The organism is Immundisolibacter sp. (assembly GCF_014359565.1).
GTDB lineage: Bacteria > Pseudomonadota > Gammaproteobacteria > Immundisolibacterales > Immundisolibacteraceae > Immundisolibacter.
The window spans coordinates 238,852-260,029 of sequence record NZ_JACIZD010000001.1 but is presented as its reverse complement, the minus strand read 5'-3'; the positions used below and the strand labels follow the sequence as shown (position 1 = coordinate 260,029).

The window sequence follows — 21,178 nt, the reverse complement described above, 5'->3', positions numbered from 1 at the left end:
CTCAGTCGAGGCGTTGTTCGGCAGTCAGCAATTCGCGCGCCCGCACGGCGGCGTCGGCGAGCGCTCGCTCCCGCTGCGCCGGCCCGAGTTGCGCCGGCGCGGGCTCGGCCGGCAGGGTGAGCAGTCCCAGGCTGCGCTGCACGGCGGCGACATCGCGCTCGCGATCGACGATGCCGGCCGCCAGCAGGCGGTCATAGGCGCGGCCCAGGCGGTTTTGCTGCCGAGCCGTGCCGCGGCTGCCGGCGCCGCGCTCGATAAGGCCCAGGCGCTGTTCGAGCCAGTGCAGCAGGCGCTTGGCGGCGGTGCTTTGGCGGGGCGGTTCGAACACCGCGAGCGGTTTGCCGGTGCCCGCCGCCTCGGCCAGCATCGAGGCGCTGTCGCCGGTGACGATGAACTGGTCGGCCAGTGCCAGCAAGGCGCGGTACGGGTTGTCCGCCTGCCCCGGCACATAGCGGTGGCAGAAGGCGCGCTCGCCGAGCGCCGCGACCAGCGCCTCGGCCGCCGCCGGCATGGTGCGCGGGCCGGTTGTGGCGAGCACGCTGCCGCCGCGCTGGGCGGCGAGCGCCCGTGCTGCCGCGGCCAGCCGCCGGGCGGCGTCGGCATCGATCCGGTACGGCGCGCGGTCGCCGCCCACCAACAGGCCGATCCATGGCCGCGGCAGTGCCGCCCAGCGCGCGCGCCAGGCCTCCAGCGTGGCGTCGTCGGCGGTGGCGGGCAGCGCCAGCGGTGCCGGCAGGTGCAGCACGTTGCTGCGCACCGGCAGACCGTACTGCGGCGTGGTGATCACCAGATCGAAGGTCGACAGCGGTGCCCGCGGCCGGCCCAGCAGCACGCTGCGCGTGCGCCCGCCGCTTTGTTTGACGATCCAGCGCGCCACGTTGGCGCTGCGCCGGCCGGCGGCGATGACCAGGTCCGGCCACGGCGGTTCGAGCGCCGGCTCGCTGCCGAGTAGGCCCAGCCGGTTCGCGCCCTTGAGCCAGCCGGGCAGACGTGACCGCGGCGAGAAGCGCAGGCGGTGCGGCCGACTCGGCCAGCCGAGGGCGGCGGCCAAGGCGTCGATCTGCGCGTTGTCGCCGGCGTGCTTGCCGTGCAGCCGCCACACGGTCGGTGCCATGCCGGCGGGCGCCTTGGCCTGCCAGCCGTGCGTTCGCTGGCCGGCGGCATCCAGCACGTCGAGCCGCCAGGCGCGGCCAGGGTGGCGGCGCACGGCGGCGCGCAAGCGTGCCCGCCACCAGGCCTCGGTATCCGCCGGCTCTTCGGCAGCGGCCGGCGCCACGGCCAGGTAGACGGCGCGCTGAGCGGCGGCGAACAGGGCGTCGATCAGCCACGGCAGATCGTCCGCCGGGCACTGATCCAGGCGAGCCGCGGCGACCAGGTCGGCCTTGGCGTCGGCGAGCGCATCGATCGTCAGCTCCGCCACCTCGGGCGCGCCCAGCGCGCTGGTATCGAGCGGTCCCACCGCCGCCACGCTGCCCGGGCGACCGGCCAGCGCAGCGACATCGGCTGGCAACTGCCAGCGCGGCGCCGCTGCCAGACGGGCCACCGCGCCGGCAAAGGCCGGGCTCGGGTTTGCGGCGGAAAAAATCTCGTAGCCGGCGGCATCGGCCTCGCGCTCCAGGTCGCGCCACAGCTCGCCCAGCGGGTGCGGGTGGTAGGAATACTGGTCCGGCGCGGGGTGCCACGGCTGCAGGTTCAGCGCCGTGTAATGCAGGCAGGCGGTGAAGCCCGGCTGGTACTCCATGTCGCGCGCGTGCCACTGCGCCGGCAGCGGCGCCCACAGGCCGGGCTTCTCGGCCGCCAGTTCCAGCAGCGTCTTCTTGCCCAGGCGCTGCGCGCGCTCGAGCGTCCACACCTCGGCCATGCGCGCGCAGTCGAGCAGCATCACGGCGGTATCGGCCGGGGTCAGGGCCAGATAGCCGGCCTCGCCCATCGGCAGGTCGAACAGCGGCGCCGGGTCGGCCAGGTAAATCTCGTCAACGTCGTTGTAGATCGCGCGCCCGTGGCGACCGGCCAGATCCGGAATGGCGAAGCGGAAGTTGGTGAAGCCGGTGCGCCACGGGCCCTGCGCGAAGCCCGGCAGGCGCGTCATGCGGTACACCTCGTACCGGCGCGCCGGATCGCGGACCTTTTTCAGGGAGTGGAAAAACACCCGCTCGGCCCGGTGCTGGGCCGGTTCGGTGCCAAGAAAGATGCGCACCGGCGGCAACGGACTGGCGGCGGCCCCGGCCACCGCCTCGAAAACCACCGGGGTGAGCAGGGGCGCTTGTGCCGGCGGGGTCGACCGCGAGGCGGCTTGGCTCATGCCAGAGCAGCCTGCCCCGCGACAGCGTGACCGGCGCCCGGCAGGGCGCGGAAGGCGGCGAGAATTTGGTCGATCTGCGCGTCGGTGTGGGCGGCGCTGATGCTGCAGCGCAGCAGGCTGATGCCGCCCGGCGTGGCTGGCGGCACCATGAGGTTCACGTACACACCGGCATCCAGCAACTGCTGCCAGTCGGCCAGGGCCTGGTCGCGGCTGTCCCGCAGCACCGCCAGCACCGGGCTCGGCTCGGCCGCCGGCGGCAGACCCATCGCGGTCAGGCCCGCGTGCAGGCGCGACACGTTGTGCCACAGCCGCTGGCGCAGCTGCGGGCGGCTGCGCAGCGCAGCCAGCGCGGTGCGGGTGGAGGCGATGGTGGCCGGCGAGGGCGAGGCGGTGAAGATGTACGGCCGGCTGGTGTAGCGCACCAGGCCAAGCTCGGCGTGCGGGCTGACGCAGAAACCGCCGACCCCGCCCAGGCTCTTGCTGAAGGTACCGACCACGAAATCGACGCTGTCCATCACGCCGGCGGCTTCGCACAGGCCCCGGCCGTTGGCACCCAACACGCCCAGCGAGTGCGCCTCGTCCACCATCAGCAGGGCGCCGTGGCGGTGTGTGGCCGCGGCAATATCGGCCAGTGGCGCCTGGTCACCCAGCATGCTGTAAATACCCTCGACGATGACCAAGGCATTTTGGGCGCGCTCGCCCAGGCGGGCCAGACGGCGGTCAAGATCGGCGGCATTGTTGTGCCGGAAGCGGATGACTTCCGCCCCGGACAGCTTGCAGCCGTCGTAGATGCTGGCGTGGCAGTCGCCGTCGATGACCAGCACGTCGCCCGGCGCGGCCAGCGCGCCGATCATGCCCAGGTTGGCCAGGTAGCCGGTCGAGAACACGATCGCCTGGGGCCAGCCGTAGAACTGTGCCAGTTCGTGTTCCAGCGCCAAGTGGCCGGCGTAGCTGCCGTTGGCCATGCGCGAACCGGTGGTGCCGGTGCCCTCGCTGCGCAGCGCGGCGGCACCGGCCTCGATGCACTCGGGGTCGAAGGTCAGCCCAAGGTAGTTGTTGGTGCCGCCCAGGATCACCCGACGGCCGGCGACCATGCCCTCGGTGGGCGACACGATGCGCTCCACGGTGACGCCGAACGGCACCAGGCCGCCGGAGCTGATCACGTCGCGGCGAACCGCGGCAGCGCTCGCGAGTTTGTCGAACAGAGCCATGTCGGGCCGCCGGATCAGGCGAGCAGGGCTTGCACGGCGGCGGCAAGCTCGCCGACGGTGCGCACGTCGGCCATCACGTTGACCGGGATCGAGATGTCGAATGCGTCTTCCATTTCCATCAGTAATTCCATGACCTGCAGGGAATCGAGTCCCAGGTCGCCGACCAGATCGGTGTCGCCGCTGACCGCCTTGCCGCCGGTAAGAGCGTTCAGGCGATCCTGCAGGGTTTCGAGGATGCGCTGTGCGCTGACTGCCATGTGGTTCCTCCCGCTCGCCTGCTGCCCTGCGCGCAACTGGCGCGGCTGGCGGCGGGAGTATAGCGGCCCGGCTCAGCCAAGCGTGTCCCGCAGCCCCTGATCGAGTGTGATTTCCGGCCGCCAGCCGCAGCCGAGCAGGCTGGCGTTGCCGCCGGCGAGCCAGTCCGGCCAGCGCAGCTCGCGTGCCTTGCCGCGACTGAGCATCGGCGCGCGGCCAGCGAGCCGGGCCGCCAGTTCGTTGCAGGCGCCCAGCGCCGACAGCAGCGGACCGGGTACGCGCACGGCTCGCACCGGCGCGCCGCGCAGCCGGGCGACGGCGTCCAGCAGATCCTGCCAGCCGTAGCCTGGCCGGTGGCCGTCGTCCGGCTCGTGGGTCTGGCCCCAGCCGGCATCGCCCGCCAACAGGCAGCCGACGGCGCGGGCCAGATCGTGGACGTGCAGCAGCGAGAATCGAGCCCCCGGTGGGCCCGGCAGCAGCGCCAGGCCGCGCATCATCCGGTCCAGCAGCGGACGCAGTTCCCGGTCGCCCGGGCCGTAGATCGCCGGCGGGCGCAGCACGACCCGCCGCTGGGGCGGCAGTTGGTCGATCACCCGCTGCTCGCCGGCCAGCTTGCTGGCGGCGTAGTGCGACAGGCCGGGATGACGCGCCGCCAGCGACGAGATGTGCACCACCCGCTGGGCCGCGTCGGTGGCGTCCAGCAGCGCCTGTACGCCGTCGACATTGACGCGGTCGAAGTCGGCGCGCGTCAGTCCGCGCACCGCCCCGGCGCAGTGCACCAGTGCCGGGGCGCCGTCCAGCAACTGCCGCAGGGCATTCGCGTCGCCCAGTGATCCGGTGACGACCTGCGCACCGTCGATCCGGGGCAGGCGGTCTTGCGAGCCCGGCCGCACCAGCAGCCGCAAACGCCAACCCTGGCTGGCCAGATGGTGGGCCAGGGCAGCGCCGACGAAACCGCTGGCGCCGGTGATGGCGACCGTTCCGCTGCCGGCGTCAGTCAACGCTCTTGGCGAGGCGATCGGGCGTCAGCGCCTGGTTGCCGTTGCGCTCCAGGAAGTCGCGGCGGGCGCCGGAACGCGACAGCTTGCCCGACGAGGTGCGCGGCAGGGTGTGCGGGGCCACCAGTTCGATGAAACAGGGAATGCCAAGCTCGGCCTTGATCAGGCCCTGCAGGCGGGTGACCAGGTCGATGCGACGCAGCGGGTCGTGCTCGCGGCATTGCACGACCAGCACCGCAAGGTCGTCGCCGTTGGCGTCGGGCACGGCGAACGCCGAGGCATCTTCCGGGCGCAGCTCCGGCTGCTGTTCGGCCAGGAATTCGAGATCCTGCGGCCAGATGTTGCGCCCGTTGATGATGAACAGGTCCTTCTCGCGACCGGTGATGAACAGGCGGCCGTCGGCCAGATAACCCACATCGCCGGTATTGAGCCAGCCGTCAGGTGACAGCACGCGGGCGGTTTCGGCGGCATCGCCGAAGTAGCCGGACATGACGCTGGGTCCGCGCACGAAAATGGTGCCGCAGCGCCGCTGCGGAAGTCGGCGTCCGGTCTCGTCGCGAATTTCCAGGCAATGTCCCGGCAATACCGTGCCGCAATTGACGAAGCGGTTGACGCTGGCGGTCTGCGCGTCGGCGATTTGCGCCACCCGCTGATGGCCAAGCACTTCGGCATCCACGGTGTCGGTGTCGATGCCCAGGCCCAGCGGCGCGAAACTGACCGCCAGCGAGCACTCGGCCATGCCGTAGCACGGCAGGAAGGCCTCGGCGCGAAAGCCGCTGTCGTGCAGCACCGCTGCGAACTTTTCCAGCGTCTCGGCGCGGATGGTCTCGGCGCCGACACCGGCGATGCGCCAGGCCGACAGGTCGTACTGGGCGACATCGGTCGGCCGCAGGCGGCGCCCGACCAGCGCGTAGCCAAACGGCGGGCTGAAGGCGATGGTGGCGCGATTGCGCGACATCAGCGCCAGCCACTGGCGCGGCCGCATGGCGAAATCGCGCGTGCCCAGGTAGTCCACGGAACGCTGCGCGGCCAGCGGCGAGAACACCAGTCCGACCAGTCCCATGTCGTGATAGAAGGGCAGCCAGGACATGAAGCGGTCAGCGTCGCTGATGGCCAGGCCGTGGCGCACGATGCCCTGCAGGTTCTGCATCACGGTGCGGTGGGTGATCATCACCCCGCGCGGGAAGCGGGTGCTGCCGGAGGTGTACTGCAAATAGGCCAGCTCGTCGGGCTGCGACGGCTGCGGCGGGCGGTCCGCCAGCGCCAGCGCACGGAACTCATCGGGCGTGCCACAGAACGCGAGCGGCATACCGACGGCGGCGGCGTGCAGCATGGGGCCGAAGTCCGGCGGCGCGATCGCCACACTGGCCTGGCAACCGTCCAGCATGGTGCGCAACTGGCGCACAAAGGCCTCACGCCCGCCCAGGTGCACCGCCGCGGGCAGGGGGACCGGCACCAGGCCGGCGTACTGGCAGGCGAAAAACAGCCGCACGAAGTCCGGGTCGGTTTCCGCCACCAGCGCCACGCGTGCCTGCCGGGGCAGGCCCAGAGCCGCGAAGCGCTGCGCAAGATCCAGCGCATCCCGACGCAGCTGGGCGTAGCTGAGCGCCAGCGCCAGATCGCCGCGCGCATTGTAGAAATTGCTGCCGGTGGTGCCCGCTGCCGCGTAATCGAGCGCGTCGGTCAGCGTATCGAAGTCGGCAAAACGCACCGGCAGGGTATTGTGCGTCGGCGTCGGCTGGGTCATGGACGCGCGGTGGCCGAAGTCCGGGTTGGCCCGGGCCGCACCGCTCATTGCCACGCCTCTTTCAGGCGCGCGATGAGGGTGGCCTGCGTCGCGGCGTCGATGGCATGATCGAAACCCAGATCCGGGGCGTTGGGCCAGGCCAGATCGGAAAACGCATGCCCGGCGAAGTGCCGGACCTGCGCATAGCGCGGCAGGACATGGAAATGCACGTCGGGGTCCACCATCATGAGCATCAGGTAATTGATCTTGTCATAAGCAAATGCGGCGCCAAGCATGGCCTCGACGCGGCGGGTGGTTCGGGCAAGATCGGCGTAGCCCGCCGCACTCACATCACCGAACGCGCGTACCGGTTCATCACACACCAGCACCAGCGCGCCCAGCGTCGGCTGGCGTGGGCGCAGCAGCACGGTCCAGGCACCGCAGGTGGCGATGCGCGTGGCCGGGTCGCCGAATTTTCGCGCCGTGGCGTTCATGCCGGGCTGTCAGGAGGCGGTATATGTACCGCTGATCGAAAGGCAGACAAGGCTTGGGCTGGTACGGCGAGCAAGTTGAACCCTGTGTGGCTTTCGCTTCGATGACCGCATGCATGGGCCGGGGAGCCGGATACATGATTTCGTCACAATCGTAAAATTGCCGCGGAATATAACGTATCCAACATGTGTTCGAAAAATCGGCGGCCGGTTGGGCCGCGCTTTCCTTGTCCGCCAGGTGGTCGATGATCCGTTTTCGTCTGTTTGCCTCGCGCCGGCTGTGCGCATGAACGGCCTGGCGTCGCTGACCGTCACGCCCTTGATGGGGCGGTCGGCCAGGCGTGCTTTCTGGGCGCTGCCACAGCGCCTGTACCGGAACGATCCGCACTGGGTGCCGCCGCTGCTGCTGGAGCGGCATGAACTGCTCTCGGCCCGCAATCCGCTGTTCGAGCACGCCCGCTGGCAGGCCTGGCTGGCCAAGCGCGGCGACCAGGTGGTCGGGCGCATCAGCGCGCAGGTGGACCGGCTGCACGAGCAGACGCACGGCGAGCGGGTCGGGTATTTCGGGCTGCTGGAGGCCGAAGACGACCCGCAGGTATTCGCGGCCCTGTTGGGCGCTGCGGAAGACTGGCTGCGTGGCCAGGGGATGACCGAGATTCGCGGACCTTTCAACCTGTCCGTCAACGAGGAATGCGGGCTGCTGGTGGACGGCTTCGACACCCCGCCGATGGTGATGATGGGCCATGCCCTGCCGTACTACGGGCCGCGCGTCCAGGAGCAGGGCTATGCCAAGGCCAAGGATCTGCTGGCCTACATAGTCGGTACGGATTTTCGATTCCCGCCGGCGGCCCAGCGCCTGCTCGAGCGAGAGCGTGACCAGGTCACGCTGCGGTCGCTGGACCTCAAGCACCTGGACCGCGACATCGCCATCCTGCGCGACATCTTCAACGATGCCTGGGCCGGCAACTGGGGCTTCGTGCCGTTCACTGAGGCCGAGTTCAAGGCCCTGGGGCAACTGGTGCGGTGGCTGGTCGACCCCGGCTTCGTGCAGATCGCCGAGGTGGCCGGCGAGCCGGTGGCGATGATCGCCGTGCTGCCCAACCTAAACGAGGCGATCGCGGACCTGCATGGCCGCCTGCTGCCGTTTGGCTGGGCCAGGCTGCTGTGGCGGCTCAAGGTGCGCCACCCGAAGGCCGTGCGGGTGGCGCTGATGGGCGTGCGCCAACGCCTGCAGCGCACCCGGCTGGGCACCGCCTTGGCCATGCTGGTGATCGATGCCGCCCGCCAGACCGGTCTGCGGCGCGGTGTCAAGCAGGCTGAGATGTCGTGGATTCTGGAGGACAACCGCGGCATGCGCAGCATCATCGAGTCGCTGGGCAGCCGCTGCTACAAGCGCTACCGCATCTACGGCAAGGCGCTTTGAGCGCCCGCTTTCATGCCGTGGTGCTGGCCGGCGACCGCGGCGCCGACGATCCGGTGGCACGCCACGTCGGCGCCGCCGGCAAGGCGCTGGTGCCTCTGGCCGGCCAGCCGATGCTGCTGCGCGTGCTGGACGCGCTGGCGGGCAGCACGGCGGTGGACGGGGTGACGCTGGTCGGCCCGAGCCGGGAGCAGATCGCCGCCTGCCCGCCGCTGGCGCGGCGGATTGCCGACGGCGAGCTGAGCTGGTTGGCGCCGGCGCCCTCGCCCAGCCAGAGTGCACTGGCGGGTCTGGCCAGCGTGCCGGCGGACACGCCGGTGCTGCTCACGACGGCCGACCACGCCTTGCTGCAGGCCGGCTGGGTCGATGCCTTCTGCGCCGCGGCGCAGGCGACCGGCAAGGATGCCGTCGTCGGCCTGGCGCGCCATGCGGCGGTGCAGGCGGCATTTCCGCAGTCGCGCCGCACGGCGCTGCGGTTTCGGGATGGCGCCTACTGCGGCTGCAATCTGTTTGCGTTTCTGACCCCGGCCGGTCGGCGCGCGCCCGAGTTCTGGCGCCACATCGAGCAGCAGCGCAAGAAGCCGCACCGGCTGGCCGCGGCGCTCGGTCCGGGTACGCTGCTGGCGTACCTGTGCGGTTGGCTGACCCTGGAGGCGGGCCTAGAACGCCTGTCGCGGCGGGTAGGGGCGCGGCTCGGGGCCGTGTTGCTGGACGATCCGCGGGCGGCGGTGGATGTCGATTCGGTGGCCGATTTCGAGCTGGTCGAGCGACTGTTGGCCGGCGCCGGCTAAGGAAACGCCGAAGCATTCGGCTGACATTCGGCCCGGGGGCGGGCTTCCCACACCGCGGAAGCGCTGTGTGAGCGGCGCCCCCGCCGCGGACAGGTCGGGGGCCGGGAGCGGGGACGGATCAGCCTTCGGCCACTACCGCCCGCGCGGCGTCCAGATCCCGCGGGAAATCCACCTCGGCCCAGCGCAGGCCTTCGATCGAGCAGGTCATGACCAGGCCCTCGTCGGCCAGCCGGTCGATCACCGACAGATACCACCAGCGCAGGCCGTCGGGCTCGCGCAGCGCGCGTTCGACGGCCGCCTGAAAATGTCGTGCCCCGTCGGCGTCGAAGCGCAGCATGCCGATCGATTCGGCATCCACCGCATCCACCGGCAGCTGCTTGCCGATGCGCAGCAGGCGCTCGCCATCGACGATGACCTTCATGTCGTCGTCGTCGTAGCTGGCCTTGCGGTCGATGGCCAGGCGGATCGGCGCCGCCGGCGCCGCCAGCAGGCGCTGCACGACCGCCGGCTCGAACACCGTGTCGCCGTTGAGCAGCAGCAGCTCGCCGTCGAAGGCGGCGCGGGCGATCCAGCAACTGCCAAGGTTGTCCGCCACCTGGAAGAACGGGTTGAACTGGACCTGCACCGGGCGCCCGGCGTAGTGGCTGGCGATTACCGCCTCGACCGCCTCGCTGGCGTAACCGGTGACCACGGTGATCGGCCCGACGCCGGCCGCCAGCAGGGCGTCCAGTTGCCACTGCAGCAGCGTCTTGCCGTGCAGGTCGACCAGGCACTTGGGGCGATCGGCGGTGAGGGGCAGCAAGCGCCGGCCTTGACCGGCGCTCAGGATGACGGCCTGCATGGGTTGGATCGGAACTCCGCGAAACGAGATGGCCGCCAGGCGACGACCGGGAAAGGGGCAGGACGCCCAGCAGGGCGGTCGGCATGCCGGGACAGGCAGGCCTGCGCCGGCCGCAAAGCCTAGCACAGCGGCGTTCGCGGTCCGGCTGGCGTAGCGGCGGGTCAGGGCGACTGGCTGCCCGCCGGTGGTGGCGGTCTGGCGAATGAGCTGATGCGGCCTGCTAGACTGCCGGCCCCCGATACATCCAGTCCCGGCCACGCCCTTACCGTTTGCCATGATCCTCAGACGCTACCTGCTGCGCGAGCTGGCGAGCCCGTTTGCGGTGGTGTGCGGCAGCCTGCTGCTGGTTTTTACCGGTTACAGCTCGGCGCGCTTTCTGGGCGAGGCGGCCAGCGGCGCACTGCCCGGCAGCCTGGCGGCGGTGTTGATCGGGCTGAAGCTGTTCATCAGCCTGGACGCCATCGTGCCGATGGCGCTGATGCTGTCGGTGGCGCTCGGCCTGGGGCGCCTGCAGCGCGATCAGGAGACCACCGCCCTGGCAGCCTGCGGCATCGGCGAACGCTGGTTGTTCCAGGCCGTGCTGTGGCTGGCGCTGCCGGTGGCGGCGGTAGTGGCAGTCGCATCGCTGGTGGTGCGCCCGCAGCTGTATCAGAACGTCTACCGGCTGGAGGCCAGCGCCGAGCGCCGCTTCGACCTGACGCGCCTGCCGCCGGGCCGGTTCTATGCCGACTTCACCGGCGGTCTGGTGATGTTCAGCGAAGCGGCCGACGGTGACGAGCGGCTGCAGGTGTTCACCCACGCCGACAGCGGCGGCCAGGCCGATGGGGTGGTGTTCGCCCAGCGGGCACGCCAGCTCACCGACTCCGACGGGCGGCAGGTCGTGGAATTCCTCGACGGCCGCTACTACCAGCTCGATCCGGGCACGGGCGACAGCCTGGGCAGCGACATGATCATCAGCTACCGCACGCTGGCGCTGCGCCTGGACGAGGAGCAGGCCATCGTGCGCAAGCGCCGCAAGGCCACCGCGAACGGCGAGCTGGCGGCGTCCGCGGATCCGAAGGACACGGCCGAGCTGCAGTGGCGCATCGCCGCGCCGTTCTCCACCGTCCTGCTGGGCCTGCTGGGCGTGCCGATCAGCCGCATGCCGCCGCGGCGCAGCCGCTCCAGCAAGCTGACGGTCGGCCTGCTCGGCTGCATCGTGTACTACAACCTGCTGGCGGTGGTGATGGATGCGGTGGAGAACGGCGAGCTGGCGCCCTGGCCCGGGGTGTTGCTCGTTCCCCTGCTCGGCTGCGTGGTGCTGGCCGTGCTGATCGTGCTGCCACAGTGGCGGCGTCGCCGCCACCGATGATTCTCGCCCGTTACATCGCCCGCGCCATGGCGCAGGGCTACCTGCTGGTGGCGCTGGTGTTCGTGGCGCTGTTCAGTTTCATCGAGCTGATCCAGCAGCTCGACGACGTCGAGGGCGCCTACACGTTGGTCGACGCATTCCTGTACGTGCTGATGATGTTGCCGCGCCGGCTGCTGGATGCCACGCCGGTGATCGCCCTGCTGGGCACGCTGGTGCCGCTGGGCCTGCTCGCGGACGGCAACGAGATCCTGGCCATGCGCGCCGCCGGCCTGCCGCTGCGGCGGCTGATCGGCATGGTGCTGGCGCCCGGCCTGACGCTGTTGATGCTGATGCTGCTGATGGCCCAATTCGTGGCGCCGGCACTGGAGATGCGCGCCGAGCGCATGCGCGCCGCGGCGCTGGCCGAGGATGTGTCGGTGGATTTTCGCGGCGGCTTCTGGTCGCGCGACGGGCGCAGTTTCCTGAACGTCGGGCGCATGCTGCGCGGGCGCACCCCGTCCGATGTGACGGTGTATGACTTTGATGACGCCGGGCGTCTGCGGCGCTATCTGCATGCCGAGCGCGCGAGTCTGGAGCAGGACCGCGTGTGGCGGCTCCAGGACGTGGTGGTCAAGCAGTTCGAGCCGCCGCCGGCGCGCGCGCAGCAGCTGGCGCAGCTGGACTGGGACTCGTTCCTGGATGCCCAGCAGCTGGGCGTGCTGGTGGTGCCGCCGCAAGCCCTGTCGCCGATCGACCTGTATTTCTACGTGCGCGATCTGCGGGCCCGTAACGAGCAGGTGCCGCAGGAAGAGCTGCGCCTGTGGCAGCAGCTGGCACAACCGCTGGTGACGCTGGCCATGATGCTGGTGGCCATCCCGCTGGTGCTGGGCAGCAACCGCTCGAGCACGCTCAGTCGCCGCGTGCTGGCCGGCACGGTGGCCGGCATCGGGCTGTATTTCGTCACCCAGACGCTCGGTTACCTGGGTCTGCTGCTGCACCTGCCGGCGCCGCTGACGGCGCTGGCCCTGCCGACGCTGATCCTGCTGTTTGCCGGGCGCCTGTTGCGTCGCTTGCGATAGGGAAGCGCTGCGGCATTCGCGTGTAGGAGCCCGGCTGTGCCGGGCGATCATCGCGCTTGCACGACAAGGCGCCGGTTGCGGCGGCCCTGTCACGGCGCAGGCGGCCGTCTCAGCCGTGGCTGGTCAGGTCGTGGTGTTCCTGCCAGTCGAAGTCCCGCGTCTGCGGCCTGAAGACGCGCCGGCTCAGGCGCAGCTGCCAGGCGTGCGCGGCTGGCCGGATGCGCAGCAGGTTGTAGCCGGCCATGCGGTCGGGGCGTTGGTCGAGTGCCGAAGCCGACGGCGCGCCGACCACCGCCACCGGGCCGGTCGGACCGGGCAGGTGTGACAGCGTCGCCCGGTGGGCGTGGCCGTGCAGGATCACCCCGGCGCCGCGGCGCGCGATGACCTGCGCGAACTGGCGATGATCGGTCAGGCGCTTGCGCCAGCCGACCACGCCGGCCGCCGGTGGATGGTGGACGACGATGACCCGAAACAGCCCTTCGTCGGCGCCCGCTTGCAGCGCCGCGTCCAGGGCGGCGATCTGCGCCCCGCCGAGCGTGCCGGTGGCCAGGCCAGGCCAGCTCGGCACGGCGCTCGACAGGCCGATCAGCAGCAGCCAGTCGCGACGCTGCAGCCACGGTTCGCCGTCGGCTGGGCCCGGCAGGTAGGGGCGCCAGCATTCGCGGCCGGCCTGCCAGGTGTTGGCCACGTAGGCCTCGTGGTTGCCCGGCACCAGCAGCAGGCGCGCCGGCGGCGCAAAGCCGGCCAGCCAGTCGGCGGCCTGCTCGAACTCGCGCCGCAGCCCGATCTGCACCAGATCGCCGCTGATGGCGATCTGGCGCGGTGCCTGGGCGTGCAGGTCTGCCGCCAGGGCGGCCAGCAGCGCCGGCTGATGGACGTGGCTGCGGCGGCGACGCCAGGAGGCGCGACCCAGGCGCTGCTTGATCGCCAGCGGCGCGTCCGCGTCTGCCAGCGGATCGGTCAGGTGCAGGTCCGACAAATGCGCCAGCGCCCATTCGCTCGGCGGGGCGTTGGCGGGGTTCGGCTCGTTCGGTTTGATGCTGGACACGAAAGCAGGGTGGCCTGAAGGCGGGCGCGGCGCGCGGATGGCGGCGCAGGCTTGATATACGATTGCACGCTTTTTTGCCAGCCGATGAGTGGGTCTGAAAAGTGAAACCGGTCGCGTATCTTGCCGGCGAAGCGCCGGTTCGTCTGTGGGGCCTTGGCGGGCGCGAACGCCTGCGGCGCGTGCTGGGCAAGCTCGGCATCGAGGTGCTGGATGACGGGGCCGCGCCGCCGCAGCAGCGCAGCGTGCTGTGCCTGCGCGCTGATTATCTGTTCGACGAGCGGGTAATCGCGGCGCTGGTCGATGCGCCCGGCGTGGCGCTGCGCGCGAGCGATGACGGCCCGCTGGTGGCGCTGCACGCACCGGTGGGCGGTGCGACGCGTGCGCAGGCCGTGCTGACCGGACAGCAGCCGCCCGACGGCTATGTGGTCGAGCTCCCCACTACGTTGACCACCGCCTATCAGAAGAAGCTGCGCAAGGTTTCGACGCCCTACGTGCTGCACGTTACGCCCGCCGAGCAGACCGACCTGGAGCGGCGCCTGTTCGGCACCGCCTACAAGGGCGTCACCGATTTCATCACCAAGTGGTGGTGGCCGGCGCCGGCGCGGGCGGCGACCGGTTTTTGTGCCCGGCGCGGCATCACGCCCAATCAGGTGACGCTGACCGGCCTGGCGCTGACCGTTGCCGCCGGCCTTGCCTTCTGGGGCGGCTGGTGGCTGCCGGGCCTGGTGTGCGCCTGGCTGATGACCTTTCTGGACACGGTCGACGGCAAGCTGGCGCGGGTGACGGTCAAGTCCACCCGTTTTGGCGACATCCTGGACCACGGTATCGACCTGATCCATCCGCCGTTCTGGTACGCCGCCTGGGCGCTGGGCCTGCCCGAGGGCAGCGTGCCGACGCAGACGCTGATCTGGGTGATCGTGGCAGCTTACATCGGCGGGCGCCTGGCCGAGGGCGGCTTCCAGGGCTTCTGCGCCAGGTTCTCGCTGTTCGTGTGGCGGCCGTTTGACTCCTACAACCGCCTGATCACCGCCCGGCGCAATCCGAACCTGCTGATGCTGACGCTGTGCGCCCTGGTCGGCCAGCCGGCGCTGGGCCTGTGGCTGGTGGCCGGCTGGACGGTGCTGTCGACACTGCTGCTGTGGGTGCGGGTCGCTCAGGGGATCGTTGCACGGCAACGCGGCCCGCTGGTGTCGTGGCTGGAGCAGGTCGGGCGTGAAATCCCCACCGGCAGCCGCGCCGTGCGCTGGTTTGCCAGCTGAGGTGTCCGTGTTCGGCCGGGGCTTGCGTCGACGATCTTCGGTCCGAGGGCGGGCCTTCTACACCTGCGGTGGGAGCGGCGCCCTCGCCGCGAATCTTCCGGACCGGATGACTGCGCCCGCGCGCAGGTCGCCCGGCGCTATCTGAAGCCACCCCGTCGCCACAGCCGCCAGGCCACGCCCCAGATGCCCAGCAGCGGGTGGCGGCGCAGCAAGGGCGTTGGCTCGATGCGCACGCCGGAGTGGCGCTCGACCTTCCACAGCAGGTAGTCGGCGCCGCCGGCGAAGGTGAACGCGGCCTTGACCAGGCGCGCCACGTTCAGCGTCTTGCCGAGCAGGCGGCGGACTGTCCAGCCCAGGCGCCCGAGGCAGCGCCGGCCGGGCGCCAGCGTTATGCGGTAGTGCCCGTCCTGCCGCTGCACGCCGTCCAGGCAGGCGGCGGCCAGCGGCGTGAGTCGTTCACGCCAGGGCGCCAGATCGCGCACCAGTCCCTCGACCGCCCCTGGCCGCTCCGGGCGCAGCTCCGCGCCGTAGCAGGCGGCGAGCGCCGTCTGCCACCAGGCGGCTTCGTCGACTTCATTCGGCAGCAGCGGCAGCGCACTGCCGAGCAGGGTCAGCACGGCCTGCGCGAGTGCCCGCATCACCTGCTGGCGGGCTGCTGCGTCACGTGCGTACAGCAGGCCGCTGGCCTGGCCGAAGCGGCCCCAGAAATAGCTTTGCCGGGCGGTCATGTAGCGGCCGAACACGGCCAGCTCCAGCAGCGCGTACTTGCAGCGCACGGTGCGGCCATCGACCGGCAGTTCCAGGTAATAGACGTTGGGCGGCAGCAGCCGGCAGGCCAGCGCGGACAGGCTGCTGCCGAGCGCCGTGCGGCAGTCGTCGACCAGCAGGTACAGGTCCAGCAGGCCCTCGCGGTCGTCCGCGCGGCGAAAGTTCGAGCCGTAGAACAGCACCGCCGCCACGCTGGCGCCGTGGCGCGCGCGCAGCGCCTGCGCCAGGGCCTGGGCACCCGGCGGGGCAGGCGCGTCGATCAGGCGGTCGATGGCCTCACGCAGGGCCTCGCCGGCAGGGCCGCTCATGGCTGCAGGAACTCGAACTCGGGGCCGGCGCTGATCGCCAGCTCACTGCCGGCGGGTGGAAAGTAATCCTCGCCGTCGAGCGCGTAGCCGCCGGTCGGCGTCAGATGCAAGGTGCTGACTGCATGGCTTTGGTAGCCGGCGGCGGCATTCGCAAAGGCCGGCGGGCGCCCGCGCAGCAGTCCCGGCAGCGCCCGCGCCAGGCGCCGCGCTGGCCGGCTGATCAACGTGGTCCTGATCGGGCCGCTGCCGGCGCCCCACCACGGCCTCAGCCCGAGGGCGAGGCGCTGATGCGTGCTTGCCAGCAGCAGCAGCGCCTCGCAGCGGCGGACCGGTTCGGCGTCCGGCTGATAGCTGAGCGCCAAGGCTTCGAAAGGTTCGCGGCCGGCCAGCAGGCGCAGCAGTCGCCCGCCGATCCAGGTGGCCGTGCCCAGCGCGCCGCGCATGCCCGGCAGGGCGCTGGTTTCGCGAAACGCGCGGCAATCCCGTACCGCCTGCGGCAGGCCGCCGGCAGTGAAGAAAAATCCGCAGCGGGTGGTGCCGTCGGCCTCCCGCACGCACAGCACGCGCCGGCGCGTGAGGGCGAGCCGGCCCGTCAGCAGACGGCGCAGCAGCCGCTCCGGACGACCGTGGCTGCCCAGGTCGTAGGCGCTCATGTTGGTGGTGCCGCTGGCCAGCACCAGCAGCCTCGGTGGCGAGGCGAACGGCGAGCGCAGCGACAGGGCGGTCAGCGCCGCCTGCACGGTGCCGTCGCCGCCGCTGAGCACCACGCAGCTCGTGCCGGCGGCGGCCAGTTGCGCGAGCGCGGCCTCGATCTGCTGCGGCGTTCGGGCCTGCCGGTGGGGAATCGCCGGCTGGCCGGCGAGCACCGCCTCGATCGCCGCCAGGCCGCCGCGGGCGTTATGCCGGCTGGCCGGATTGCTGATGACGCCGACGCTTGCCTGTTCAGCCACCGGGCGCGCCGTGCTGGCGCCAGGTCTGCATCAGCGCGCCGTTGCCGGCGCTTTGCCGGGCGCCGTGCCACAGCTGCGAAACGGCGGCGAAAAAGTTGGGATAGTCGGTCTTCCGGTAGGCTGCATCGGGCGGCAACTGCGCCATCAGCCGCCGGTGCGCCTCGCCCATCGAGTGATACGGCATGGCCGGGAACAGGTGATGCAGTGCGTGGTAGCGCAGGCCGATCGGAAACAGCAGCGCCGTCAGCCAGGTCTGACCGGTGATGTTGATCGAGTCCTCGAGCTGGCCCTGCAGGCTCATGCGCGCGCCGGTGTTGACGTACTTGTGAGCGGCCAGATTGCGCACCCAGTTAAGGCCGATGGCGAAGGTCATCAGCAAATAGACCTTGCCCAGCAGCGCCCAAGGCAGCACGCCGGTCACGAACAGGCCGGTCAGGAATGCCAGCCAGGCAAAGCAGGCCCACTCCTGCAGCGCCCACAGCGCGAGCGGCTCGTCGGGCGGAACCTGGCGCTGATAGTAGGGATTGGAGCCGTAGGACGAGGCGCGGCGCATCACCCAGCGTCGCAGGCCCGGATGCAGGTAGGACAGCGGCGTCACCACCAGGAAGCGCAGCACCGCCAGCAGCGGCAGGATCGGCACCTGGAGCAGGTACTTGATGGTCTCGCCGGTGGGCGCGCTGCCCAGCGGCAGGTACTCGCCGTCCTGCGGCGTGCCGAAGCGGTTGACGTTGTGGTGATCCAGGTGGTTCCGGTACATCAGCGACGGCATCAGCAGCGGGATGCCGTAGAACAGATTCCAGGCCAGCCGGAAGCCGGGCATGACCTGGCCGTTCATGTGCACGATCTCGTGCATGAAGGTGCCGGCCCGGAACAGCAGCACGCCGGCACCGACGAAGGCCAGCGCCTGGGCCCACGCCGGCCCGCTGCCGGTCAGGTACGCCAGCGCCAGCGCGTAGCCCAGGCCGGCGCTGAGGATGAAATCGACCCAGTACAGCGCCGGTCGGTAGGCGAACAGGTCCGCCACCAGGCGGCGCATTTGCTCGAGCTCGAAGCGGTCGGGGGTGGTGTTGGGCGAGGGTGCATTCATCCCGGGTGGTCCATTGGCGTGGGCGCGGATGGGGAGATTCTGTCGTTCTGTGCACGCACTGGCGACTGATCGGGGTCGGTGAGGCCCCTTGTGGAAGCGGCGTCCTTGTGGGAGCGGCGCCCCGCCGCGAATCTTCAGCCACGGCCGGCTCGGCGAAGACCGGCGCGCCTGCATGGCGTTCCCGCGGCAGGTGCCCGGCCAATGAGGGCATGAGTTCATCGGCGGTTTGCGCAGGCACGGCCGCAGGGCCGGAACTGGCGGGCAGTTTAGCAGGGCAGATCGGGGCGCCTTGAGCCAGGATCAAGATGAAGTCCGGCCGCGGGGCCGTTTTCTACAGCCGCCGCAGCGCCTCGCGGTAGGCGTCCATGTCCGGTGCGCGGCCGTCGCGCTGCGCCTGCCACAGGGTCTGCGCCAGGCAGTCGATCAGCCGGTGCTCGGCGGCGTGGGCGTCGCCCAGGCGCCGGGCCAGACGCTGGTGCGCCTGCGCCGCTTCCGGTGGCAGGCCGGTGGCGAGCTGTTCATGGATGGCGATGTGCAGGCCCATGTGCAGAAACGGGTTGGTGCGCCCGTCGCTGCCGTCGAAGTCCTGCGCGAGCGCGTCCGGCGTCAGCACGAAGGCCTGATATTCCGGGTGCAGCGCCACCACATCGGCGATGCGCTGCTGCTGCGCGTCCAGCGGCAGGCCGTCCCGATGGCGCTGCCAGGCTTCGGTGTAGGCCCGGCGCAGGCTGTCGCGGTCCTGGCCGAACATCAGGCGGCCTGCGCGGTGCCGGCCGCCGCCACCGCCGCGGCCTTGTCCGGCCACTCGCACAGGTCGGCGATCAGGCACTGCCCGCAGCGCGGCCGGCGCGCGGTGCAGGTGTAGCGACCGTGCAGGATCAGCCAGTGGTGGGCGTTGCGGCGGAACTGCGGCGGCGTGACCTTCAGCAGGCGGTCCTCGACCTGGCGAACGGTCTTGCCCGGCGCCAGACCGGTGCGGTTGGCGACGCGAAAGATGTGTGTGTCGACGGCGATGGTCGGCTCGCCAAAGGCCGTGTTCAGCACCACGTTGGCGGTCTTGCGGCCAACGCCGGGCAGCGCCTCGAGCGCCGCCCGGTCGCGCGGCACCTGGCCGCCGTGCTGCTCGACCAGGATCCGGCAGGTCTTGATGATGTTCTGCGCCTTGCTGTTGAAAAGGCCGATGCGCCGCACGTGCGCCGTGACGCCCTCCACCCCCAGCGCGAGCATGGCCTGCGGCGTGTTGGCGGCGGCAAACAGCGTCGCCGTGGCCTGGTTGACGCTCCTGTCGGTGGCCTGCGCCGACAGGATCACCGCGATCAGCAGCTCGAAGGGCGAGCGGTAGTGCAGCTCGGTGGTCGGCGCCGGCAGGGCCGCTTGCAGGCGTTCATAGATCTGCCTGCGTTTTTGGGCGTTCATGCGCCGCGGGCAGCCAGCAATGCGCGCGCCCGCGCCAGGGCAGTCTGGACCTCAGGCGAGGGACCGCTTGGCGCCGGCGGCGCAGCGGCGGCCTTGGCGGCGAGGCGCCGCCGGCGCGCGTCGTGACGGCGCCGGTTGGTGGCCGCCAGCGCGGCCCGTTGTTGGCTGCTTTCGGCCGGCTGCGGCAACAGATGAATGCAGTCGACCGGACACGGCGCCACGCACAGGCCGCAGCCGTTGCACTCCTGCCCGATCACGCCGTGCAGACGCTTGCTGGCGCCGACGATGGCGTCCACGGGGCAGGCCTGGATGCACTTGGTGCAGCCGATGCAGGCTGCCGGATCGATCCACGCCCGCTGCGGCGGCGGTGCCGGCCCGCAGGCCGGGTCCAGCGCCTGCGCCGGACGGCCGAGCAGCGTCGCCAGCGCGGCGATGGTTGGCTCGCCACCCGGCGGGCAGCGGTTCAGGTCGCACTCGCCGGCCGCCAGCGCCTGCGCATACGGCCGGCAGGCCTCGTAACCGCAGCGCCCGCACTGGGTCTGCGGCAGCAGGGCGTCGATGGTGTCGGCAAGCGAGCTCATGGCGCGGCATTTTAGCGCCCGCTGCTAGACTGCCGGCCCGCGTTCGCTGCCCGCCGCATCACGTGATGACCGACCGTTTTCGCCCCGCCACCCGCATCGCGGACATCGCGCCGTTTCACGTCATGGAAGTGATGGGCCACGCCCAGGCCGCCGCCGCGGCCGGGCGCGACATCGTGCACATGGAAGTCGGCGAGCCGGACTTCGCGACTGTCGAGCCGATCGTCGAGGCCGGCATCCGCGCGCTGCGGGACGGCCACACTCATTACACGCTGGCGCTGGGCCTGCCGGCGCTGCGCGAGGCGATTGCCGATTTTTACCGCACGCGCCACGGCGTGGCGGTCGAGCCGCGGCAGGTGGTGGTCACGGTCGGCGCCTCGGGCGCGCTGCAACTGGCGCTGTGGGCGCTGATCGGCCCCGGCGACGAGGTGCTGCTGACCGACCCCGGCTACCCCTGCAACCGGCACTTCGCGCGCTTGGCCGGTGGCGTGCCGGTGGAGCTGCCGGTCGGCCCGGACACCGGCTGGCAGCCGACCGCGGCGCAGATCGAGGCCGCGCTCACCCCGCGCACGCGGGCCGTTCTGCTGGCCTCGCCGGCCAACCCGACCGGCGCCGTCATCGACCGTGAAGAACTCGCCCGCATTGCGGCGCTGCTGCGCCAGCGCCGCGTGGCGCTGATCGCCGACGAGATCTACCACGGCCTGATCTACGACGCCGACACCACCACGGCGCTGGCCTGCGACGCCGACGCCATCGTCGTGAACAGCTTCTCGAAGTACTTCGGCATGACCGGCTGGCGCCTGGGCTGGGCGGTGGTGCCGGAGGCGCTGGTGCGGCCGGTCGAAAAACTGGCGCAGAACCTGTTCATCGCGCCGCCGACGCCGGCCCAGCACGCGGCGCTGGCCGCCTTCGAGCCGGCCACGCTGGCGCTGCTCGACCAGCGGCGGGACGAGTTCCGGGCCCGCCGCGACCTGCTGCTGCCGGCGCTGCGCGGCTTCGGTTTCGACATTCCGGTGACGCCTCAGGGCGCGTTCTACATCTATGCCGGCTGCGGGCGCTTTGCGGATGACAGCTCCGCCTTGTGCCTGCGCCTGCTGGACCAGGGCGGCGTGGCCGCCACGCCGGGCCTGGACTTCGGTCCGCACACGGCGCGCACGCACCTGCGCTTTGCCTACACCACCTCCCGCGAGCGCCTCGGCGAGGCCATCGACCGGCTCGGCCGCCTGTTGGCATGAAGGCGCCGCGCGACGACATGCTTCTGCCCGGCCGGTGCGGCGGGTCGCCAGGTGCCAGCCGGTGCCCCGACGGGCGCTGATATAG

The 21,178-nt window shown here is 71.2% G+C and carries 20 protein-coding genes; 6 read left to right on the top strand and 14 right to left on the bottom strand.

Going from position 1 to position 21,178, the window contains the following annotated elements:
• Position 1: 1 nt before the first annotated feature.
• The 6 genes from H5U26_RS01245 to H5U26_RS01220 form a co-directional block, all read right to left on the bottom strand.
• Positions 2-2,302, bottom strand: a complete 2,301-nt coding sequence (locus tag H5U26_RS01245) for an ELM1/GtrOC1 family putative glycosyltransferase (protein ID WP_290615843.1) — start codon at positions 2,300-2,302, stop codon at positions 2-4.
• Positions 2,299-3,513 (bottom strand): aminotransferase class I/II-fold pyridoxal phosphate-dependent enzyme, encoded by a 1,215-nt coding sequence (locus tag H5U26_RS01240; protein WP_290615841.1) that lies wholly within the window; start codon positions 3,511-3,513, stop codon positions 2,299-2,301. Before H5U26_RS01240 ends, H5U26_RS01245 begins: the two co-directional genes overlap by 4 nt.
• Positions 3,514-3,527: 14 nt before the next feature.
• Positions 3,528-3,770 carry a phosphopantetheine-binding protein gene (locus H5U26_RS01235; protein ID WP_068804383.1) on the bottom strand — a complete coding sequence of 81 codons (243 nt, stop codon included), beginning with the start codon at positions 3,768-3,770 and terminating at the stop codon, positions 3,528-3,530.
• A gap of 72 nt (positions 3,771-3,842) precedes the next feature.
• Complete coding sequence (locus tag H5U26_RS01230) at positions 3,843-4,769, bottom strand: NAD-dependent epimerase/dehydratase family protein (protein ID WP_290615837.1); 927 nt, start codon at positions 4,767-4,769, stop codon at positions 3,843-3,845.
• The gene (locus tag H5U26_RS01225) at positions 4,762-6,561 is read right to left on the bottom strand and encodes a fatty acyl-AMP ligase (RefSeq protein ID WP_290615835.1); all 1,800 of its coding nucleotides are present in this window, start codon (positions 6,559-6,561) and stop codon (positions 4,762-4,764) included. Before H5U26_RS01225 ends, H5U26_RS01230 begins: the two co-directional genes overlap by 8 nt.
• The gene (locus H5U26_RS01220; RefSeq protein WP_290615833.1) at positions 6,558-6,986 is read right to left on the bottom strand and encodes an HIT family protein; all 429 of its coding nucleotides are present in this window, start codon (positions 6,984-6,986) and stop codon (positions 6,558-6,560) included. Before H5U26_RS01220 ends, H5U26_RS01225 begins: the two co-directional genes overlap by 4 nt.
• Before the next feature lie 283 nt (positions 6,987-7,269).
• Here H5U26_RS01220 and H5U26_RS01215 point away from each other — a divergent pair, with 283 nt between their 5' ends.
• Positions 7,270-8,406, top strand: a complete 1,137-nt coding sequence (locus tag H5U26_RS01215) for a GNAT family N-acetyltransferase (protein WP_290615831.1) — start codon at positions 7,270-7,272, stop codon at positions 8,404-8,406.
• Positions 8,403-9,194 carry a nucleotidyltransferase family protein gene (locus H5U26_RS01210; RefSeq protein WP_290615829.1) on the top strand — a complete coding sequence of 264 codons (792 nt, stop codon included), beginning with the start codon at positions 8,403-8,405 and terminating at the stop codon, positions 9,192-9,194. Before H5U26_RS01215 ends, H5U26_RS01210 begins: the two co-directional genes overlap by 4 nt.
• Positions 9,195-9,312: 118 nt before the next feature.
• On the opposite strand, the gene H5U26_RS01205 is transcribed toward H5U26_RS01210, so the two are convergent.
• The gene (locus H5U26_RS01205) at positions 9,313-10,035 is read right to left on the bottom strand and encodes a phosphocholine cytidylyltransferase family protein (protein WP_290615827.1); all 723 of its coding nucleotides are present in this window, start codon (positions 10,033-10,035) and stop codon (positions 9,313-9,315) included.
• 274 nt (positions 10,036-10,309) lie between these two features.
• On the opposite strand from H5U26_RS01205, the gene lptF reads away from it, so the two are divergent.
• Both lptF and lptG read left to right on the top strand, forming a co-directional pair.
• A complete protein-coding gene (gene lptF / locus H5U26_RS01200) occupies positions 10,310-11,386 on the top strand; it encodes an LPS export ABC transporter permease LptF (protein WP_290615825.1) in 1,077 nt (358 codons plus the stop codon).
• Positions 11,383-12,444, top strand: a complete 1,062-nt coding sequence (lptG, locus tag H5U26_RS01195; RefSeq protein WP_290615823.1) for an LPS export ABC transporter permease LptG — start codon at positions 11,383-11,385, stop codon at positions 12,442-12,444. The genes lptF and lptG overlap by 4 nt, the downstream gene beginning before the upstream one ends.
• 109 nt (positions 12,445-12,553) lie before the next feature.
• On the opposite strand, the gene H5U26_RS01190 is transcribed toward lptG, so the two are convergent.
• On the bottom strand, positions 12,554-13,492 hold the full coding sequence (locus tag H5U26_RS01190) for a metallophosphoesterase (RefSeq protein WP_290615821.1): 939 nt from the start codon (positions 13,490-13,492) through the stop codon (positions 12,554-12,556).
• A gap of 101 nt (positions 13,493-13,593) precedes the next feature.
• Here H5U26_RS01190 and H5U26_RS01185 point away from each other — a divergent pair, with 101 nt between their 5' ends.
• Positions 13,594-14,751: a CDP-alcohol phosphatidyltransferase family protein gene (locus tag H5U26_RS01185; RefSeq protein WP_290615819.1), complete on the top strand. Its 1,158-nt coding sequence runs from the start codon at positions 13,594-13,596 to the stop codon at positions 14,749-14,751.
• A gap of 137 nt (positions 14,752-14,888) precedes the next feature.
• On the opposite strand, the gene H5U26_RS01180 is transcribed toward H5U26_RS01185, so the two are convergent.
• The 6 genes from H5U26_RS01180 to H5U26_RS01155 all read right to left on the bottom strand — a co-directional run bounded on the left by H5U26_RS01180 (position 14,889) and on the right by H5U26_RS01155 (position 19,861).
• The gene (locus H5U26_RS01180) at positions 14,889-15,827 is read right to left on the bottom strand and encodes a hypothetical protein (RefSeq protein WP_290615817.1); all 939 of its coding nucleotides are present in this window, start codon (positions 15,825-15,827) and stop codon (positions 14,889-14,891) included.
• The gene (locus tag H5U26_RS01175; RefSeq protein WP_290615815.1) at positions 15,824-16,777 is read right to left on the bottom strand and encodes a diacylglycerol kinase family protein; all 954 of its coding nucleotides are present in this window, start codon (positions 16,775-16,777) and stop codon (positions 15,824-15,826) included. The genes H5U26_RS01180 and H5U26_RS01175 overlap by 4 nt, the downstream gene beginning before the upstream one ends.
• Positions 16,770-17,864, bottom strand: coding sequence for a fatty acid desaturase (locus H5U26_RS01170; RefSeq protein WP_290615813.1), 1,095 nt, complete (start codon positions 17,862-17,864; stop codon positions 16,770-16,772). Before H5U26_RS01170 ends, H5U26_RS01175 begins: the two co-directional genes overlap by 8 nt.
• A gap of 331 nt (positions 17,865-18,195) precedes the next feature.
• Positions 18,196-18,615 carry a DUF1841 family protein gene (locus tag H5U26_RS01165; protein ID WP_290615810.1) on the bottom strand — a complete coding sequence of 140 codons (420 nt, stop codon included), beginning with the start codon at positions 18,613-18,615 and terminating at the stop codon, positions 18,196-18,198.
• Complete coding sequence (gene nth, locus H5U26_RS01160) at positions 18,615-19,280, bottom strand: endonuclease III (RefSeq protein WP_290615808.1); 666 nt, start codon at positions 19,278-19,280, stop codon at positions 18,615-18,617. The genes H5U26_RS01165 and nth overlap by 1 nt, the downstream gene beginning before the upstream one ends.
• Complete coding sequence (locus tag H5U26_RS01155) at positions 19,277-19,861, bottom strand: RnfABCDGE type electron transport complex subunit B (protein ID WP_290615806.1); 585 nt, start codon at positions 19,859-19,861, stop codon at positions 19,277-19,279. The genes nth and H5U26_RS01155 overlap by 4 nt, the downstream gene beginning before the upstream one ends.
• 65 nt (positions 19,862-19,926) lie before the next feature.
• Between H5U26_RS01155 and H5U26_RS01150 the strand changes: the two genes are divergently transcribed.
• Positions 19,927-21,093: a pyridoxal phosphate-dependent aminotransferase gene (locus tag H5U26_RS01150; protein ID WP_290615804.1), complete on the top strand. Its 1,167-nt coding sequence runs from the start codon at positions 19,927-19,929 to the stop codon at positions 21,091-21,093.
• The last annotated feature ends 85 nt before the right edge of the window (positions 21,094-21,178 follow it).

Coding starts and splice junctions, on each gene's coding strand:
- H5U26_RS01245 (WP_290615843.1), bottom strand. CDS start 2,302: ATGAGCCAAGCCGCCTCGCGGTCGACCCCGCCGGCACAAGCGCCCCTG.
- H5U26_RS01240 (WP_290615841.1), bottom strand. CDS start 3,513: ATGGCTCTGTTCGACAAACTCGCGAGCGCTGCCGCGGTTCGCCGCGAC.
- H5U26_RS01235 (WP_068804383.1), bottom strand. CDS start 3,770: ATGGCAGTCAGCGCACAGCGCATCCTCGAAACCCTGCAGGATCGCCTG.
- H5U26_RS01225 (WP_290615835.1), bottom strand. CDS start 6,561: ATGAGCGGTGCGGCCCGGGCCAACCCGGACTTCGGCCACCGCGCGTCC.
- H5U26_RS01220 (WP_290615833.1), bottom strand. CDS start 6,986: ATGAACGCCACGGCGCGAAAATTCGGCGACCCGGCCACGCGCATCGCC.
- H5U26_RS01215 (WP_290615831.1), top strand. CDS start 7,270: ATGAACGGCCTGGCGTCGCTGACCGTCACGCCCTTGATGGGGCGGTCG.
- H5U26_RS01205 (WP_290615827.1), bottom strand. CDS start 10,035: ATGCAGGCCGTCATCCTGAGCGCCGGTCAAGGCCGGCGCTTGCTGCCC.
- lptF (WP_290615825.1), top strand. CDS start 10,310: ATGATCCTCAGACGCTACCTGCTGCGCGAGCTGGCGAGCCCGTTTGCG.
- lptG (WP_290615823.1), top strand. CDS start 11,383: ATGATTCTCGCCCGTTACATCGCCCGCGCCATGGCGCAGGGCTACCTG.
- H5U26_RS01180 (WP_290615817.1), bottom strand. CDS start 15,827: ATGAGCGGCCCTGCCGGCGAGGCCCTGCGTGAGGCCATCGACCGCCTG.
- H5U26_RS01170 (WP_290615813.1), bottom strand. CDS start 17,864: ATGAATGCACCCTCGCCCAACACCACCCCCGACCGCTTCGAGCTCGAG.
- H5U26_RS01165 (WP_290615810.1), bottom strand. CDS start 18,615: ATGTTCGGCCAGGACCGCGACAGCCTGCGCCGGGCCTACACCGAAGCC.
- nth (WP_290615808.1), bottom strand. CDS start 19,280: ATGAACGCCCAAAAACGCAGGCAGATCTATGAACGCCTGCAAGCGGCC.
- H5U26_RS01155 (WP_290615806.1), bottom strand. CDS start 19,861: ATGAGCTCGCTTGCCGACACCATCGACGCCCTGCTGCCGCAGACCCAG.
- H5U26_RS01150 (WP_290615804.1), top strand. CDS start 19,927: ATGACCGACCGTTTTCGCCCCGCCACCCGCATCGCGGACATCGCGCCG.